Raw genomic sequence first — 17,068 nt, forward strand, 5'->3', positions numbered from 1 at the left:
GTAAGCCTTTCCGGCATTGGAAGAAATGTTGGCCTGCAACCCCATTGAGCTGGGCACGGTGCTTCTTACCATGAGGATGTTGGAACGGTTTTGCTCATAGGCGTCTACGGTGATGGTAAGGTCTTTAAACACGGTAAGGTCCATCCCGATATTGGTTTGTTTAGACAGCTCCCAGGTGATGTCCCGGTTCTCATAGCGGTTGATGGCTACGGTAGGCCGGTTGTAGGTGAAGTTGGTACCGAAATATCCTGCTGCCCCGCCATTTAAATTAACATCCGAGAGATAAAAGAAACGGTCGGTGGCACTGCCTATCTGGTCGTTGCCCACCAGTCCGTAGGTGAACCTGAATTTCAGCTGGTCAATGGTATTGGCCAGCGGCTTAAAGAATTTCTCATTGGATACGATCCAGCCGCCTCCTACCGAAGGGAAAAAGCCAAACCGGTGATTGGCTGCAAATCTTTCAGAGCCGTTGTACCCGAAGTTAAATTCGAAAAGGTAACGGTCGTCATAAGCATAGGTAAACCTGCCGGATACGCCCTGGTTGCGTGCAGGTAAGGAAAGCTGCAGGCTGGAAGCATTACCGGTAAGATAGTTCCTGATAGTGCCTATCAGCATACCTCCTACGTTGTGTATCTTATTGAAGATCCTGGAATAGTTTACAGCGGCTTCTGCATAGGTTGTTGTATTTACATTTTTATCGCCGGGCGCATAGGTAAGATATTCTGTAGGCGTAGGGCCAACGCTTCCCACGTTGCCATCGTTGATGAGGGTAAGACCGGTAAATTTTCCGTCTACTGCGCTCGACTGGTAATAATAAGGGCTGTACTGACGGGACACGGCAAAGTTTGCATACCGCCCTGTATAGGCCATCATCCTGGCAGAAAGCCCGGGTGTAATGGCTTCCAGGTCTTGCCGTAAACTGAGCTGCGCGGTAAGCGTACTGGTATTGGTAGCCTGGAACCCGGAAAGGGACAGGGCATATGGATTCACATATAGCCCGCCGCCGCCGGGTATCAGGGCGTTTCCAAACAGCGGGTGTTTGGCATAGGGCAGCAGATTGGATGGGTATACTGCCGGAAACGCCACCGGGTTGCTCCAGATGGCATTATAAAAAGTAGCTGCGCCGCCGCCTATGGGGCCGTTATAATCATCGAACTGCCCCTTCAGGCTTACCAGTGCTTCTGTTGTTTTGGTGAGGTTTAAAGTAACGTTGGATAAGATGGAATAGGAGCGAAGCTTAATGTTATTGCTGAAATTATTCAGTTTGTTTTCTTTGAGAATGCCGTTATCAATGTTATAGGTCATGGCCAGGTAGTACTTTGCTTTATCTGAGCCTCCGCTGGCATTGATATTGAAACGCTGATTGGTGGTGCGGTCCTTGATCAGCTGCTGGATCCAGTTGTTGTTTGGATATAATAACGGGTCGTCTCCGGCGGCGGTATGATCAATTTTATTTTGTGAGTAGGGCAACACGCCCAGCGGGTTCCTGGTTAACACCGCTTCGTTGGCGAGTTTCATGTAGGTAACATTATCTGCCAGTTTAAAATTCTGCGTGTTGGCGGAAGTAGAGTTCTCCATACGGAAGTTGAAACGCATCTTCCCGAGGTTACCGGTTTTGGTAGTAACCAGTATCACCCCGTTGGCGCCCCTGGCTCCGTACAGCGAGGAGGCTGTAGCATCTTTCAAAACAGAAAAACCGGCGATATCATCCGGCTGCAACCTGGCGAGATCCCTGGAGGATGACTCTATATTGTCAATTAAGATAAGAGGATCTACTTTTCCTGCGCCAAAGGTGCCCACGCCCCTTACAAAGAACTGTGCATTGTCGGCCCCAGGCTCGCCGCTCCGTTGGTAGGAGATCACCCCGGGGATCCTGCCGGCCAGCATAGTGGTAAGGTTACCGGTAGGGCCCTTCAGTTCTTTAGGCTCAATGGCGGTAATAGAGCTTACCATACTGGATTTTTTCTGGGTGCCGTAAGCTACCACTACCACGTCTTTAATGGTGTTGTCCCGGGGGGATAGCAATATTTCGTAATTGCCCTCGTCATTTTTCACGGGTATTTCCCTCGATACATAGCCTATGTATTGTACAACCAATATTTTACTGTCGCCGGTAATTTTTAATCTGAAACGGCCGTCCTGGTCTGTTTTAGCGCCGGTAGTGGTGCCTTTCAGCATTACGGTTGCCATGGGCAAAGGCGTCCGGGTATCTTCGGCAAGTACCAGCCCTGAAACCTGCCGTTCCTGGGTAGTGTTCTTTTTTTCTGCAGGATTGGTATCACCTGCGGCAGGGTTCCTGCCCCGTTTAATCAGTACCACGTTTTTCTTCAGTTCGTACAGCAGGTTGCGGCCTTTCAGTATTTCGTTCAGTACAGTGGCTACCCGGGCATTTGTATAGTCAATGGGGCCGCTGATCACTTCACTTTTCAGGAGGTCGTCGCTGTAAAAAAAGGTGAGGTTTGTTTGTTTTTCAATCGCCTGGAAGATGCTTTCCAGCGTCATATTATTTCCTTTGATGGCCACCGTGGATGCCGGAAGGTTCTGACTTCGCGTAGTAAAACTTAAAAAAAAGAGCAAAAAAGTGGTGATAAACACCCTGGGCCCGGCAAAAGAACGCCGGCCAGTATTCAATAACGGGATACTTCTTTTCATTTTCCTTGTTTGGTTGACAATGACTGTAACGTGGTGACTATGGGTGCTTGTTTTTTATGGCGCACATTACTAAGACGACACATTTGGAAAATGGGTGAATGGGAAGACCGTTATCCCTCTTACGTAAAAAAATTAATAATTGTCAAATTAACATTTTATCATTCAAACGTCTTATATTTAACTTCAATGTCCCAATTGAATATTATCCGCGTTATCTAATCAACCAGCCTAAAAAGTGTTTTATGCCTGAATATCCGGGAGATGAAGTCATACTTGCATTATTAAAAACAGGAAATGCCGGTGATGCTTTTGAGTTTATTTTCAAGAAATATTACCGGCTGATGTGGACCAAAGCATATCTCGGCACCAGTGATGCGGGGGCGGCAGATGATCTTGTTCAGCTGGTATTGAGTGGTATGTGGGAAAAGAAGCTGTACCGGAATATAAGAGGCTGTCTTAAAAGTTATCTGCTCACGGCTGTCCGTAACCAGGTAAGCGATTATCATAAGGTGAAGCAAAGGGCGCTGAAAAAGATTGAGAGATATGCAGAAACGGTTGATCAGTCGGGCCTGTATGAGCTGAACACGCATAAAGAAAGGGATTCAGATGAAGGATGGAGTGCGCAGGAGCAGCTTCACCGCCAGTTGCATGAATTGTTGAGCGAGCTTCCGGCCCAGCGTCAGCGGGCATTTACGCTTGTATATATGCAGCAGAAGAAATATCATGAAGTGGCCGACAATATGGGGATCAGTGTCAATTCATTGAAAACCCATCTTAAAATGGCCGTTAAAACACTGCGCAATAAGCTGCACCTGCCGGTGTCTGAATGAAATGTACTGTAGCGTTTACTTCTCTCATTAAGTTTACTATCAATGACCTCAGATAAGCAATATATTGATCAATTAATGCTGGAAAAGCTGACCGGGAATATTTCCGGGGAAGACGACCATGCGCTGCAGGAGCTTATGGCTGCCGATCCGGCGTTAATGGATATGTTCACCCGCATGCAGCATCAACTCAATGATCCGGCTGCCAGGCAATACCTGCGCCAGCTGGATGAATCGCAGCTGTGGGAAGAAAGAAAGCACCTTTTTAAGAAAAGTAATACCGGCAATATGCGGGTACTGTACCGGGTAGCCGCCGGTTTATTGCTGTTACTTGGCAGCGCTGCCTGCCTGTATTTTTTCTTTCCCCGGGAAGCTCCCCAACATCCTGTTGCCGCTGTAAAGCAGGCAGCGTCGGGCAATAGCATTATCCTGCAGATGGCCAACGGGCAAACCGTTAATCTTTCCGATACCACACAGTCGTCACTGCTCAACATCGGCCCGGCACAAATGCGGGTATCACCCAAAAGCCTGCAATATGAGGCGGCAAATGCCGATGCTCCCACAGCCATGAACCTGTTGCAGGTGCCTGCAGGGAAAGACTATAAACTTACGCTGCCCGACAGCACAGAGATATGGCTCAACGCCATGTCGGAAATCAGGTTCCCCGTGTCGTTCAACGGGCGTACGCGGGAAGTATTTGTAAATGGGGAAGCCTATTTTTCTGTGCATAAAGATATTAACCATCCTTTTATTGTGCATACGGGGCAGTTTTCTGTGAATGTGCTTGGCACCGCATTTAATATCAACACCTATAACAGCAATAATACCCGCCTTTCGCTTTCCTCGGGCAAAGTGTCCCTGAAAAGTAAAACCGGTAATCAAAGTGTGCAGCTGTCGCCGGGGTATGAAGCCACCTACAACTCCCAGCAGGGCAATGGTTTCCGGGTCGACGAGTTTAATGCCCGCAATACGCTTGCATGGCTGGAAGGGAAATATTATTTCAGGAATACCACGTTAAAGGAAATTGCCATCGTGATCAAACGCCTGTTTGATGTGACCGTACAATTCAATACACCGGGTGCAGAAGGGATTACGGTAAGCGGCGTGCTCACAAAAAAGGACGGATTGCCTGAGTTTATGGATAATTTGTCGAAGACGGCGGAGATTAAGTACCAGCTGACGGGGAGTGTGTTGCAGATCCTTTGACAGCATGTTGGGAAATTTTGCTTCTTTGCCGTTTAACAGGTTCTTATTGTTTTAATTATTGTTCATAAAACAATTATGCTATTAATTTCAACAAATAAGCTATCGGTTAAAAACGCATTCCTCTATTTTTGATATATCGGCAGGCGTTAACTATCCCTGATGGTAATCCTTTAAGAACGAGTTCCACGGGCATGTCATCACCCCGAAGCTATGAAGCCATATTTATTAGCAGAAAAAAAGTCCAGCATGAAAAAGATAGTATCTAATCTTATTCCCCTTCTATTGTTTACGGTAACCGCTTTTACACAAGGCATTATTGAGCACGCGCCCTCAGGTTTTGACACCCCGCGTGAAGATATACCGCATGGCCGGATTGATACCATCAGCTATAATTCGGTAACAGTGGGCAATCCGCGTAGGGCGCTGATATACCTGCCACCGGGATTTTCAGGGAAGAAAAAATACCCGGTGTTATACCTGCTGCATGGCATTGGCGGCGACGAAAAGGAATGGCTGAAAGGCGGTACACCCCAGGTGGTGCTGGACAACCTCTACGCTGAAGGTAAAATTGAGCCTATGATTGTTGTTATGCCCAATGGAAGAGCTATGAAAGATGATCGGGCCACCGGTAACATAATGGCTCCGGACAAAGTGCAGGCGTTTGCCACTTTTGAAAAAGATTTATTGAATGATCTGATTCCCTATATACAAAAGAAATACCCTGTATACACAGACAGGGATCACCGGGCCATTGCCGGGCTCTCAATGGGAGGCGGACAATCGCTGAATTTTGGGCTGGGTAACCTGGATATGTTTGCATGGATAGGCGGTTTTTCGTCTGCCCCCAACACCAAAACACCGGAGCAATTGATTCCGGATCCTGCGGAAGCAAGGCGGAAAATAAAACTACTCTGGATCTCCTGTGGCGCCAGCGATGGTTTGATCACTTTCAGCAAACGCACACATGATTACCTGCAAAAGAACAATGTACCGCATATCTATTACATAGAACCGGGTGTGCATGACTTCAAAGTATGGAAGAATGGGTTGTTTATGTTTTCCCAGCTGATATTTAAGCCGGTGGATACTACTACATTCTCAAAGTACCCGGTAGAGGGGGCGCCTGCTGAAACCAATGTGCGTAACGCAAAGTATCCACAGATATTGGCCGACCATCGTGTTGTTTTCCGTATCAAAGCGCCGGAGGCGCGGAAAGTCCAGGTGGACCTGGGCCGCAGGTATAACATGGTGAAAGACACCAGTGGTTTATGGACAGTAACAACAGATTCCATAGGTGAAGGGTTTCATTATTATTCCCTGCTGATAGACGACGTAGCCGTTGCGGATCCTGCCAGTGAAACCTTTTACGGTATGGGAAGAATGGCAAGCGGTATTGAAATACCTTTTGCCGGCGGCAATTATTATGCATTGAGGGATGTTCCGCATGGAGATATCCGGATCAGGAAATATTTCTCAAAGGTTACGGGCTCATGGCGGCAGCTGTATATCTATGTTCCGCCAGGTTATGAGGCGGCTGCCAATCAAAAGTACCCCGTGCTCTATATCCTGCATGGCGGTGGTGAAGACGAAACCGGGTGGGCCATGCAAGGTAAAACGGATCTGATCCTGGATAACCTGATCGCCTCAAAAAAAGCGGAGCCAATGCTGGTCGTAATGCCCGATGCGAACGTTGGGGGCACTGCGTTTGGCGAATCTGCCTTACAAACATTTGAGACGGAGTTGAAAGATATTATTATTCCACTGGTAGAAAAAGAATACCGGGCTGAAACAGCTGCCAACAAAAGGGCATTGGCGGGGTTATCTATGGGTGGCATTCATACACTTTATACGGGGATTAAAAATACAGACCTGTTTTCTTACCTGGGGGTATTCAGTTCGGGATGGATACAATCCCGGCAAAATAGTATTGCCGAGGCCCAGTACGATTTTATGAAAGCCCATGCTGCCATGATTAATAACAATTTGAAATCGCTATGGATTTCCATGGGGGGAAAGGAAGATATTGCCTACAAAAACTGTCAGCTGATGCTGGCCAAACTGGATGAGCTGAACATTAAACATACCTATAGCGAATACCCTGGCGGTCATACCTGGCCCGTATGGCGGAATAACCTGTTCAATTTTGCACAGTTGCTTTTTAAGTAAAAAGACATTTGGCTTTCCTTAACAGGATCAGGATTTTTTTCTCTCTCTTTTAGGGGCTGTTATTTGCTCTACGGGGCAGTAATATTGATACATAAATTATTAGTACAAATTTTTGTTTACTTTGTGCGAACTAATTTCAGAGGCGCCAAAGTGAATATGAATCAACCAAAGTCAATAGATCCGGCTTCATTTGAAGAGCTGTTCCGGCTCCATTACACCTTTTTGTGTGCCACTGCCTACCATATGCTGGAGGACGAGGACGCGGCAAAGGATGTGGTGCAGGATTTCTTTCTTTATTGCTGGGATAAGCGGGGCGTGATCCGGATTACGCAGAACTTCAGGAGTTATGCCATCCGTGCTGTCCGGAATGCCTGTATCAATTACATAAAAAGGGCCGGTAAAATATCTTTCGACGAACCGGAAGCGCTGGAGCACATGGCAAAACAGCCGGAAGAAGAGGATGCTGAGCAGCTGGCCGGCAGGGATGCCTCCCTCTGGGCGGCTATAGAACGTTTACCTGCCCAGCGCCGGCAGATATTTTTATTGAGTAACCGTGATGGATTTAAATATAAAGATATAGCCGACCAGTTAAATATCTCCATAAATACTGTAAAAACACAGATCAAACTGGCCTATCAATACCTGAGAAAGGAATGTGAATGGATGATAAAGCTCGCCTCTATTTTATTTTTTTTAAAAAAATGATCATTTGCCTTCACCCGTTTTTAAAACCTCGTTGCCTTTAATACGGATAAGCTATGGACACACCAGATAAGGACATAAATTGGGATAAGCTGCTTGCTGCACTGGAGGGCACTAATATGGAGCCATTGACTGCAGAGGAGGAAGCCATGCTGAAAGAATCCAGGGAAATTCAACAACGACTTGCTACGCACGATAAATTTCCCGTGGATGAAGGATGGCAGCGGTTTACTGCAGCCCGCGATATTCACAAGCCAAAGATAGTATGGTGGAAGCCCGCCTGGGAAATAGCCGCAGCGGCGGCAGTGCTGGCTGTTGTAATCACCGCCGGGTTACGCTTCTGGAAAAAAGAGGTGGCCCATCAGCCAACGGTGATAGCCCAGGCAGATATGAAGCCATCCGGACATGTTCAACTGCTTGGCAACGGTAAAAAGATTGTGCTCGACAGTGTATCGCAAACTTTACAATACAACAATGGCGTGCAGGTGAAGGCGAACAGTGCCAGCATCGTTTATGAAGCGACCAACGGAAAAGAGGAAAATATTACGATGGACACGCTGCTGGTGCCAAGAGGCAACAAAATCAGGGTAAAACTGGCAGATGGTACCGTTGTATCGATGAATGCTGATAGCAGGTTGGTTTATCCTACGGCATTTAACGGGAAAACCAGGGAAGTATCGATGGAAGGAGAGGCTTTTTTTGAGGTAGCCGCCAATCCGCAGCAACCATTCCTGGTACATACAACTAAAATGGACATACGGGTATTGGGTACTACTTTCAACGTGAATACCTACGAAACATCAACCATACAAACTACCCTCACTTCCGGGAAAGTTCGCGTGGGGCCGGAAAGTAACAGTATTATATTATCGCCGGGGGAACAATCTTCATACAATGAAGCATCCGGCGCTTTGGTGAAGAAACAGGTGGATATCAGGATTTATACAGCCTGGAAGGATAACAATATTTATTTTGAAGACGCGTCGTTATCGGATATCACCACCAGTCTCGGACGCACTTTTGATTATGATTTTAAATTCGAGGATGCTTCGCTTGCGGCATTGAGCTTTACACTGGATATGCAACAACCAACCAATTTACAGGATGTATTGAACAGGATCCACCTCACCATCGGAGATATAAAATTCCGTGTACAAGGTAGAATGGTATATATAAGCCGTTAGCGTATAACAGGAACATGAGAAATAAATAATGTATGTAGAAATGCTGCAGCAGATAATGCTGCCAGAAACTATTCCGGTGGTATGCAGCCGGAAGTTGCTGCTTTAATTTTAATATCAGACCAAAATGAAAAAAATGTTAGGCTTCCCTTCCTCCAGGAGGGTGTTGCAGGGCTTTGCCATGCGCTTACCAGGACTGTTCCTGTTGCTGCTGATGATGATAGTAGCTACTGCTCATGCACAGGACCAGGACGAGAACCTGCTGAACAGACGTGTGCCCTCATATCATTCGGAAGGCCAGCCCCTGTTGAAGGTCCTGAAAGAGATCCGTGGGATCACAGATGTAAGGTTCACCTACAACCTGGACATTATCCGCAAACAGCCTGCTGTTACAGTAAACGTGAAATCAACCACATTGGGTGAATTACTACGGCTGGTATTAAACAATACCGCTCTCACATTCCAGACGGAATTGGGAGGAATCGTTATTTTTCCGCAGAACAAAATTATTTCGCCGGATAGCAAGGTGATGATGATCGTATTGGGCCAGGTAGTTACTTCCAGTGGTCCCCTGGCCGGAGTTACCGTGCAGGCGATAAACTCCCGGGAAGGAACGGTAACAGCGAAGGATGGTCTTTTTTCATTAACTGCGAATGAAAATGACCAGCTGCGCATTTCCATGGTGGGGATGAAAACAGTTTTTCATAAGGTAACAAGAAGTGGAGGCGACCTGGTGATTATAAAAATGGATACCATTGCCCAGGCCATCCAGGAAGTAGTGGTGAACGGTTATCAGAAGATAGATGCGAAAATGGCAACTGCCGCGATCTTCAAGCTTGATGCCAAAGAGGTGATTGAACCGGGGGTTACTTCGGTTGACCAGATGTTGCAGGGAAAGGTACCGGGCTTAATGGTGATTAATAATTCCGGCAGCGTAAATGCCAGGCCCACCATCCGTATGAGGGGCACTTCCACCTTCGTGGGAAATGGCAGCCCATTGTGGGTTATAGACAATGTGGTTCGTCCCGACCCGGTAGATATATCCGCTACTCAACTTAATACAGCCATTACCGATGGGCAGAGCGGTGACTACTCCCTGATAGGCGGAGCGGTGAGCGGTGTTAATCCATACGATATTGAAAGCATTACTTTTCTCAAAGATGCGGCCGCTACCGCTATCTATGGTGTGCGTGCGGCCAACGGGGTAATTGTAGTTACCACGAAAAGAGGAAAGGCCGGCCCCATGCAGGTAAACTATAACACCAACTTTTCTTTCCAGCAACGGCCCTCTTACAACAATCTTCCGTTGATGAATTCCAAAGAAAGAGTAGCGTTCTCCCGGGAATTGGTGGAAGATAAAACGCTTTATAACGGAAGCTACAATGCTTTCAGGGAAAATATTTCCTACGAAGGATTGTTACAGGCTTTATACGCCAGGACAATAACAGCAGATCAATTCAGAACCGCTGTTGCAAAGCTGGAAACCAATAACACGGATTGGTTCAAAGTATTATTCAGGAACACCTTTGGCATGAGCCATTCGGTTAGTATGAGCGGAGGAGTGGGAAAAACCACTTATTATGGTTCTGTGAGTTACTCAGATAATAACGGGGCGGCTCAGCAGGATGGAAATAAAAGATATACGGCCGATTTATCTGTGCATTCGGAAGCCAATACAAAATTATCCGTAGACCTCAGGCTGACAGGGAGTTATGGGAAGTTCCAGGGATATTACGGGGGCATAAATCCGTTGACATACGCGCTAAAAACGAACCGGGCTATTTCGCCGGATGCAGTTTACCCTGTATCCGGATCTAATGACTTTAACCAGTACCCGGTACCGCCGCCTATCACCTATAATATCCTGAACGAAATAGCATCATCTGAAAACCATGGAAGTACCAGGTCTATGACGGCAGCTGTTACCCTCAGTTATAAAATTTTAAAAGGACTGCAATTCACGAATGCATCCAATATAGTAATGGACGCCTCAGAACAGATGTCGGCAGCCTACGATAAAAGTAATTTTATCTCCGCTATGCGCGGATGGAATATCGATTTTACACCAACCGACATCCAGGCGGCGAAATCTAAAATACCATACGGAGGACTGGCCACCATTGGTAACATGAACTCGTTAAAGGTTGATACCCGTAACGATCTTATGTATACCATGGATTTGTTCAGTGGCAGGGATCAGTTGATACTAACTGCCGGTAACCAGATTACATCTACACAAATGAAAGGAGCATCTTCCACGGAGCCAGGCTATTTCCCCGACAGAGGACAACAATTTTTTGCCAGTGATTATAGCCGGCAATACTTCAGCCGGCATACTATCACCAATACCGTGAGTAATGTTGTATCCATGTATGGAAACGCTATTTACAGCCTGAACAATAAGTATGTAATAACAGGAACTATCCGTACAGATGGCTCAAACCGGTTTGGACAATATTCTAATGCAAAGTTTTTACCTAACTATGGTTTATCTGCCAGGTGGAACCTGGATAATGAAAACTTTTTGAAAAACAGCCGGCTGCTGAGCGGCGTGGTGCTGAGAGCTTCTTTTGGCACCCAGGGGAACGTGGTGGGCGCAGTTGGACCGGAACTTATCGCCTCCTACCAGAGAAGCGGCAGCATAGATCCTATTACCGGCGTACCTTACCTGGGTATCAAATCTTTACCATATCCTGACCTGAGATGGGAAAAAACATACCAGTGGAATTTCGGAGCAGACCTGTCGGTCTTTGACAGAAGGCTTAACCTGAACATAGATTATTATCTGAAGAAAAGTGTAGACCTTATCAGTTCCCGCCAGATTGCTTCTGAATACGGAATGGACATGATGTATGAGAACGCAGGAATTGCCCTGAACCGTGGCCTGGAACTGGTCATGAATGTGGAGATTATCCGCCGGAAAAATACCGGTTTCTCACTTCGCTTTATCAATAGCTGGAATCGCAATGAGGTGGCCGAAACAGATTCCCGGAACGATTACCTGACCTATCTCAGTGGAGAGGCCCTTATCCCCGGGAAGCCAAGATCAGCCTTTTACTCTTTCTCTTACAAAGGACTTGATTCAAAAAATGGAATGCCAACATTCAATTACGTGAATGTGAAAAATAAGACAAATGATCCGGCTGACTTCCTGGTTTATTCCGGCCATATTTATCCTACAATAAACGGCAGCTTTTCTTCCAATTTCAGGTATAGGAATTTTTCGGTGAGCGGAGACTTCTTTTACGCGCTGGGTGGGCATAAACGCCTGAACCCTTTGTTTAATCAGGGCTCCAATGGAATAGGCGTGCCTAATCCATTCGATAATGCCAACAGGGCATTTGCAGACCGGTGGCGTAAACCCGGCGATGAAACAAAAACAGATATTCCGGCGATCGTGGACCGGTACGAGGGTGGCGCCCAGATAGAGTTGCCAATTATTGTTGCAGGATCAGCTGCATCTGTTTCGCCTGCGTTATACGCGTATGAAGCGTATGACAAGTCTGATCTGAGAGTAGTTAGCAGCAGCTTTCTCCGTTGCAGGAACTTATCGTTTAACTACTCAATTCCGGCAAAAGTTCTGGGCCGTTCCGGTGTAAAGGGAATAGCAATGGGCCTGTTTGTGAGGAATGCATTCACTATTGCCAGCAGGAAGCTCAATGGCCAGGATCCGGAAACAGACGGAGTAGGCACCACTGCCCTCCCGATTACCAGGCAGTATGGATTTAGTATGGGCGTGAACTTTTAAACCAGTATCTTAAAAATATAGTGTATGAAAAGAATTTTTGTTATCGCTTTGCTGGTGTTGGGTATGGCTTCCTGTAAGAAATTCCTGGAGGAACAATCTCAAACAGATGTAATACCTAAAACGACCAGGGATTTTGGTGAAATACTATATACAAACGGTTATCCTACTTCAACTACATTATTGGAACCTTACTTAGCCCTGATGGATGATGATGTGCAATGCTACAATGGTCCTGCATTAGACGGGTTGCAGGATTATATTACCACGAATGCAGGGGCGTTTCAATGGCAACGGGATTTCATAGACCGTTGCCAGGAAGCGGGCAGTATGGATAAAGATGCGTTTAATTCATGGCGTACTTATTACAAGATGATACTGGGTACCAACGTGGCATTACAATACCTGGATAAATCAGAAGGTAACGCAACAGAGAAAATGATGTATAAAGGAGAGGCATACGTATTGAGAGCATTCTATCATTTTATGCTGGTGAACCTATACGCAAAGCCCTACAACGATTCCACCACTACGCCGGATAAACTGGACGGCGTGCCGCTGATGCTTTCGCCTGACTTATCGGAAGCATTGCCCGCCAGAAGCTCTGTGAAAGAAGTATACAAACAGATTGTCAGCGACCTGGATAGCGCCGCCAGCCTGTTAGGCCAGGTAAAGTCCGATCAGAAACTGTTCCGTATTTCCCATGTTGCTGTGCACCTGCTGGCAAGCAGGGTATACCTGTATATGGAACAATGGAATAAAGTGATAGAAAATGCAGACTATGTATTGTCCTACCATCCTCAGCTAATGGACCTGAATGGCTGGGGCGATCCAGATCCGGTTGCGAAGCCGGTGCTCGGCGCCGGTAATATTGAAACGATCTGGTATTACGGAAACATGAACGAAGAATTTCCGAAAGGAACAGGACAGGCCTATGAAATCTCCGGAAGCCTGGCCGCTTGTTTTGATGCCGGGGATCTGCGCAGCCAGGTTTATTTTAGTATGACTCCGGACTGGCTGAAGCAATGGGTTACGCCTGATTACACCATCCAGAAAACGTACGGTGCTGCATCCAGCTTTACAAACATGGGATCTGCCTGGAGGAGTTCGGAAGCATACCTGAACCGCGCGGAAGCATATATACAGCTGTATAAAACCAGGGGAGACGCCGGCGCTGCCGCCGAAGCGCTGAAGAGTTTGAATACACTCCGTGCAAAGCGTATTGACAGGAATAGTTTTACCAACTGGGAGATAAAGCCGGCTGATACCTTGCTGCAAATGTGCCGCACGGAACGCCGGCGCGAACTTTTCCGGGAATGCGCACATCGCTGGTTTGATCTCAGAAGATACGGCATGCCTCCGATAAAACATATTTTTACGCCGGATATGAATACAACCGTTATCTATAAACTGGATGCAAGGGATCCGCAGTATGTTATTCCTATCCCAAATGAAGTATTGCAGAAGAATACCCAATTGCCGCAAAACCAGCAAATAGCGGGTCTCCGGCAACCACAATAACTAAATTATCTTCTTATTTATAATTTATATTTTATGCGCCATTTCCTGGTACGCACTATCACCGGTAGTTGTTTACTGTTCATCGTATGGGGACTGTTTTCCTGTAGTAAGGAGAAGACGTTGAGCCCAAACGATCCGCCTGTTTTTTATTCTCTTCCACAGGGAAATCATCCCTATGACGATTCGATCGTTGCTTTTAATAAGAAATACGGCAGCTATATACTATATAAATTCACACAACAGGATTTTGCCTACGACCTTACCAGCTACCTTCCAACGATGGCTGCCAATGCCAACGAGGCTTACGTACAGCAAACACTGACCTTTTTCAGAACACAATGCCTGGATTTTTACCCCGAAACGTTTCTGAAGAAAACATTGCCATTAAGGATTATACTGGCTGCCTATCTCGATACGATCGCTAACCGGAACAACAAACCACCGGATACCAGCCGTTCGATTTCCGGGTTTACAGCGAGTCATAATATGATGGCTATTGGCTGGGCCGACAGTACATTACAACAACGTACGCCGGAGCAGCTCAGGCAAACGAAAGGATATATGAACCGGTGCTATTTTCAACAGGCGTTACTAAGCGGCGCATTGGAAATACCGGATATATTTATAAAACTGGGGCCCGTAGGTGGTTATCCATTAGTTAATGGCTATCAACCCCAAAAAGGAATGATTGAGGCGCCAAGCTCAGAGGATAATGGCCGCCTTGCTTCCGCTACCTGGGATTTTCTCTGTTATATCAATGCCATTACCAGTCACACAAAAGCAGAACTGGATGCCACTATCCTGCATCCCTCTGTAGATGTTAATGGAAAAATACAGGAGAAGTATGACGCACTGGTCAGCTATTATAAAACACAGTATGGCGTGGATTTACAAGCGATCGGTAATCATCTGTGATATGATTTTTTTACTATGCGCCAGTCTCATCATGATACACTTTTCAAAGGGTATTCTCTCAAAAAAAATAATAATATCAGGATACCTTATTTTTTGCTGTTCAATAATAAAGGCGCAATCAAAAGAAGCGGTGGTTTACAATGCAGCCACCGCTTTTGCATTCTCAGAAAATTCGTCTGCCGCTAATGCACGCACATCCGATGGCAGACCCGGACCAGGTTACCGGCAAAACCAGGTAAACTACCAGGTGGCTGTATCCTTTGATACAGCAAGCCGCGTGGTAAGCGGTGTGACGGAAATTAACTATCTCAATAACAGTGGCCAAACGTTACCTTTTATATGGCTGGTGGCCGGTCAGAACCGTTTCCGTAAAGACTCCCGCGTGGCGCAACTTACTCCCGCAAAAGGAACCCGGTTTGGCGTACAGGAATATACCGCTGGTTGTGAGATAACATCTATGGAAACCGGCGCCACAAAAAAGTTGTTGCAAACAGCCGATTACCAGGTAACAGATACCTATATCAAAGTAATGTTATCCACGCCCTTATTGCCCGGTAAGAAAACCATGATAAGAGTAAGATACCACTTTCAGCTACCCTATAACGGTTCCGACTATATGGGTATCCTGAATACTGTGCACGGCGCCGTGTACCAGCTGGGATCAATGTTCCCACGGGTGGCGGTGTACGATGATATACAAGGCTGGAACGCGTTATCCAGCGGCTATTTTGTGGAACCCGGAACACTGGATGTACGTATCACTGTGCCGGCAGGATTGATAGTACAGGGTACCGGCGAATTGAAGAACCCGGAAGAAGTATTATCCCCGGTACTTTTAAAACGTTACCGGCATGCCTGGAAAAGTGATACGGTTGTAAGCATCCGTTCTGCAGCCGAAGTTACAGATCCTTCGCCGCAGCAAAGCGGCAGCCGCACCTGGCATTTTGTAACCAGTAATGCAGGTGACGGAATGTGGGGGATTTCAGCTGCTTTTATCTGGGAGGCAGTGAAGGTAAATCTGCCATCAGGCCGTACTGCGCTGGCAATGGCGCTGTATCCGCCGGAGAGTAACCTGGAATGGAAAAGTATTACCGGGCAAATGAAAAGCATACTGGAAATGTATTCCCGTTTATGGACACCTTATCCCTTTACTACTTTCGTAAACATTGCCGGTTCTGTCACCGGCGTGGCAGCGCCGGCAGCTGCTGTAATCGACTACCGGAAAAGCAGCTATGGTAATACACTCTGGACAAAAACCAATCATGAGATCGGACATACCTGGTTTAATATCATGATTGCGGCCGACAGTAAGCATGGATGGATGGCGGAAGGACTTAACACTTTTATCAATTTGATTAACTGCGATACACTTCGTGGAGAGGCGCCCTTTAAATTGGGCGATGCCGTTAGCCGCCTGTCTGCCAACATCGGGATCCCTGCGCTGAATACGCCTGCGGCTTCCGTACGTCCCGGTATTATGGCCATGGTGATGTATATTAAACCGGCTGTAGCACTCTGCTTACTGAGAAATAAAATAACGGGTAAGGAAAAATTTGATCCTGTGTTCAGGGATTTTATAACGGAATGGACCTTTAAGCATCCCACTCCCGGTGATTTTTTCCGCGCTATAGAAAATGGAACAGGAGAAGACCTGGGTTGGTTCTGGCGCGGCTGGTTCCTGAACGACTGGAAACTGGACCAGGCAATAAAGGAAGTAGTGTATGTGAACAACGACCCGGCACAGGGCGTGAATATTACGATGGTTAACCGGGGAGAACAGGTGATGCCTGTGGATGTGGAAATAAGGGAAACCAGTGGGAAGTCGGCCAGGCTCCGCTTTCCGGCACAGGTATGGCAGGCGGACTCGGTACATACTTTTCATTATGCCTCTTCCGTTCCATTGGAAAATGTGATCCTGGATCCGGGAAAGGAACTGCCGGATATGGACAGAAGTAATAATGGCTGGAAAAACCTGCCATTTTTTTCCAGCCATTAATACACATACCGGTATCCCTGTTTTATTGTATTTCAACATGAATACCTCCTGCAAAAGGAGGTATTATTATTTAATGACAGATCTGATTATTTTTTGCATTCCCTTCACCCTTTTTCTCTTCGTGTTTGCCTATTAAAAAGAGAGATCTGAAACCAAT

Annotated in this window: 10 protein-coding genes; 9 read left to right on the plus strand and 1 reads right to left on the minus strand. The window is 46.6% G+C overall.

Annotated features, from left to right (window positions below; translation table 11 throughout):
- A partial coding sequence (locus VIM72_RS00575; RefSeq protein ID WP_332000926.1) for a SusC/RagA family TonB-linked outer membrane protein occupies positions 1-2,652 on the minus strand: 2,652 nt, incomplete at its 3' end.
- 242 nt (positions 2,653-2,894) lie between these two features.
- Here VIM72_RS00575 and VIM72_RS00580 point away from each other — a divergent pair.
- The 9 genes from VIM72_RS00580 to VIM72_RS00620 all read left to right on the plus strand — a co-directional run bounded on the left by VIM72_RS00580 (position 2,895) and on the right by VIM72_RS00620 (position 16,911).
- On the plus strand, positions 2,895-3,482 hold the full coding sequence (locus VIM72_RS00580) for an RNA polymerase sigma factor (protein WP_332000927.1): 588 nt from the start codon (positions 2,895-2,897) through the stop codon (positions 3,480-3,482).
- Positions 3,483-3,524: 42 nt separating this feature from the next.
- The gene (locus VIM72_RS00585; RefSeq protein WP_332000928.1) at positions 3,525-4,685 is read left to right on the plus strand and encodes a FecR family protein; all 1,161 of its coding nucleotides are present in this window, start codon (positions 3,525-3,527) and stop codon (positions 4,683-4,685) included.
- 246 nt (positions 4,686-4,931) lie between these two features.
- Positions 4,932-6,851 carry an alpha/beta hydrolase-fold protein gene (locus tag VIM72_RS00590; RefSeq protein ID WP_332000929.1) on the plus strand — a complete coding sequence of 640 codons (1,920 nt, stop codon included), beginning with the start codon at positions 4,932-4,934 and terminating at the stop codon, positions 6,849-6,851.
- Positions 6,852-6,974: 123 nt separating this feature from the next.
- Positions 6,975-7,556 (plus strand): RNA polymerase sigma-70 factor, encoded by a 582-nt coding sequence (locus VIM72_RS00595; RefSeq protein ID WP_332000930.1) that lies wholly within the window; start codon positions 6,975-6,977, stop codon positions 7,554-7,556.
- A gap of 53 nt (positions 7,557-7,609) precedes the next feature.
- Positions 7,610-8,737 (plus strand): FecR family protein, encoded by a 1,128-nt coding sequence (locus tag VIM72_RS00600; protein ID WP_332000931.1) that lies wholly within the window; start codon positions 7,610-7,612, stop codon positions 8,735-8,737.
- A gap of 124 nt (positions 8,738-8,861) precedes the next feature.
- A complete protein-coding gene (locus VIM72_RS00605; RefSeq protein ID WP_332000932.1) occupies positions 8,862-12,482 on the plus strand; it encodes a SusC/RagA family TonB-linked outer membrane protein in 3,621 nt (1,206 codons plus the stop codon).
- A 24-nt stretch (positions 12,483-12,506) separates the two neighbouring features.
- Positions 12,507-14,000, plus strand: a complete 1,494-nt coding sequence (locus VIM72_RS00610) for a RagB/SusD family nutrient uptake outer membrane protein (RefSeq protein WP_332000933.1) — start codon at positions 12,507-12,509, stop codon at positions 13,998-14,000.
- A 33-nt stretch (positions 14,001-14,033) separates the two neighbouring features.
- The gene (locus VIM72_RS00615) at positions 14,034-14,915 is read left to right on the plus strand and encodes a hypothetical protein (RefSeq protein WP_332000934.1); all 882 of its coding nucleotides are present in this window, start codon (positions 14,034-14,036) and stop codon (positions 14,913-14,915) included.
- Positions 14,916-15,045: 130 nt separating this feature from the next.
- Positions 15,046-16,911 (plus strand): M1 family aminopeptidase, encoded by a 1,866-nt coding sequence (locus VIM72_RS00620; protein WP_332000935.1) that lies wholly within the window; start codon positions 15,046-15,048, stop codon positions 16,909-16,911.
- The last annotated feature ends 157 nt before the right edge of the window (positions 16,912-17,068 follow it).

This window comes from Chitinophaga sp. (assembly GCF_036569185.1).
Lineage (GTDB): Bacteria > Bacteroidota > Bacteroidia > Chitinophagales > Chitinophagaceae > Chitinophaga.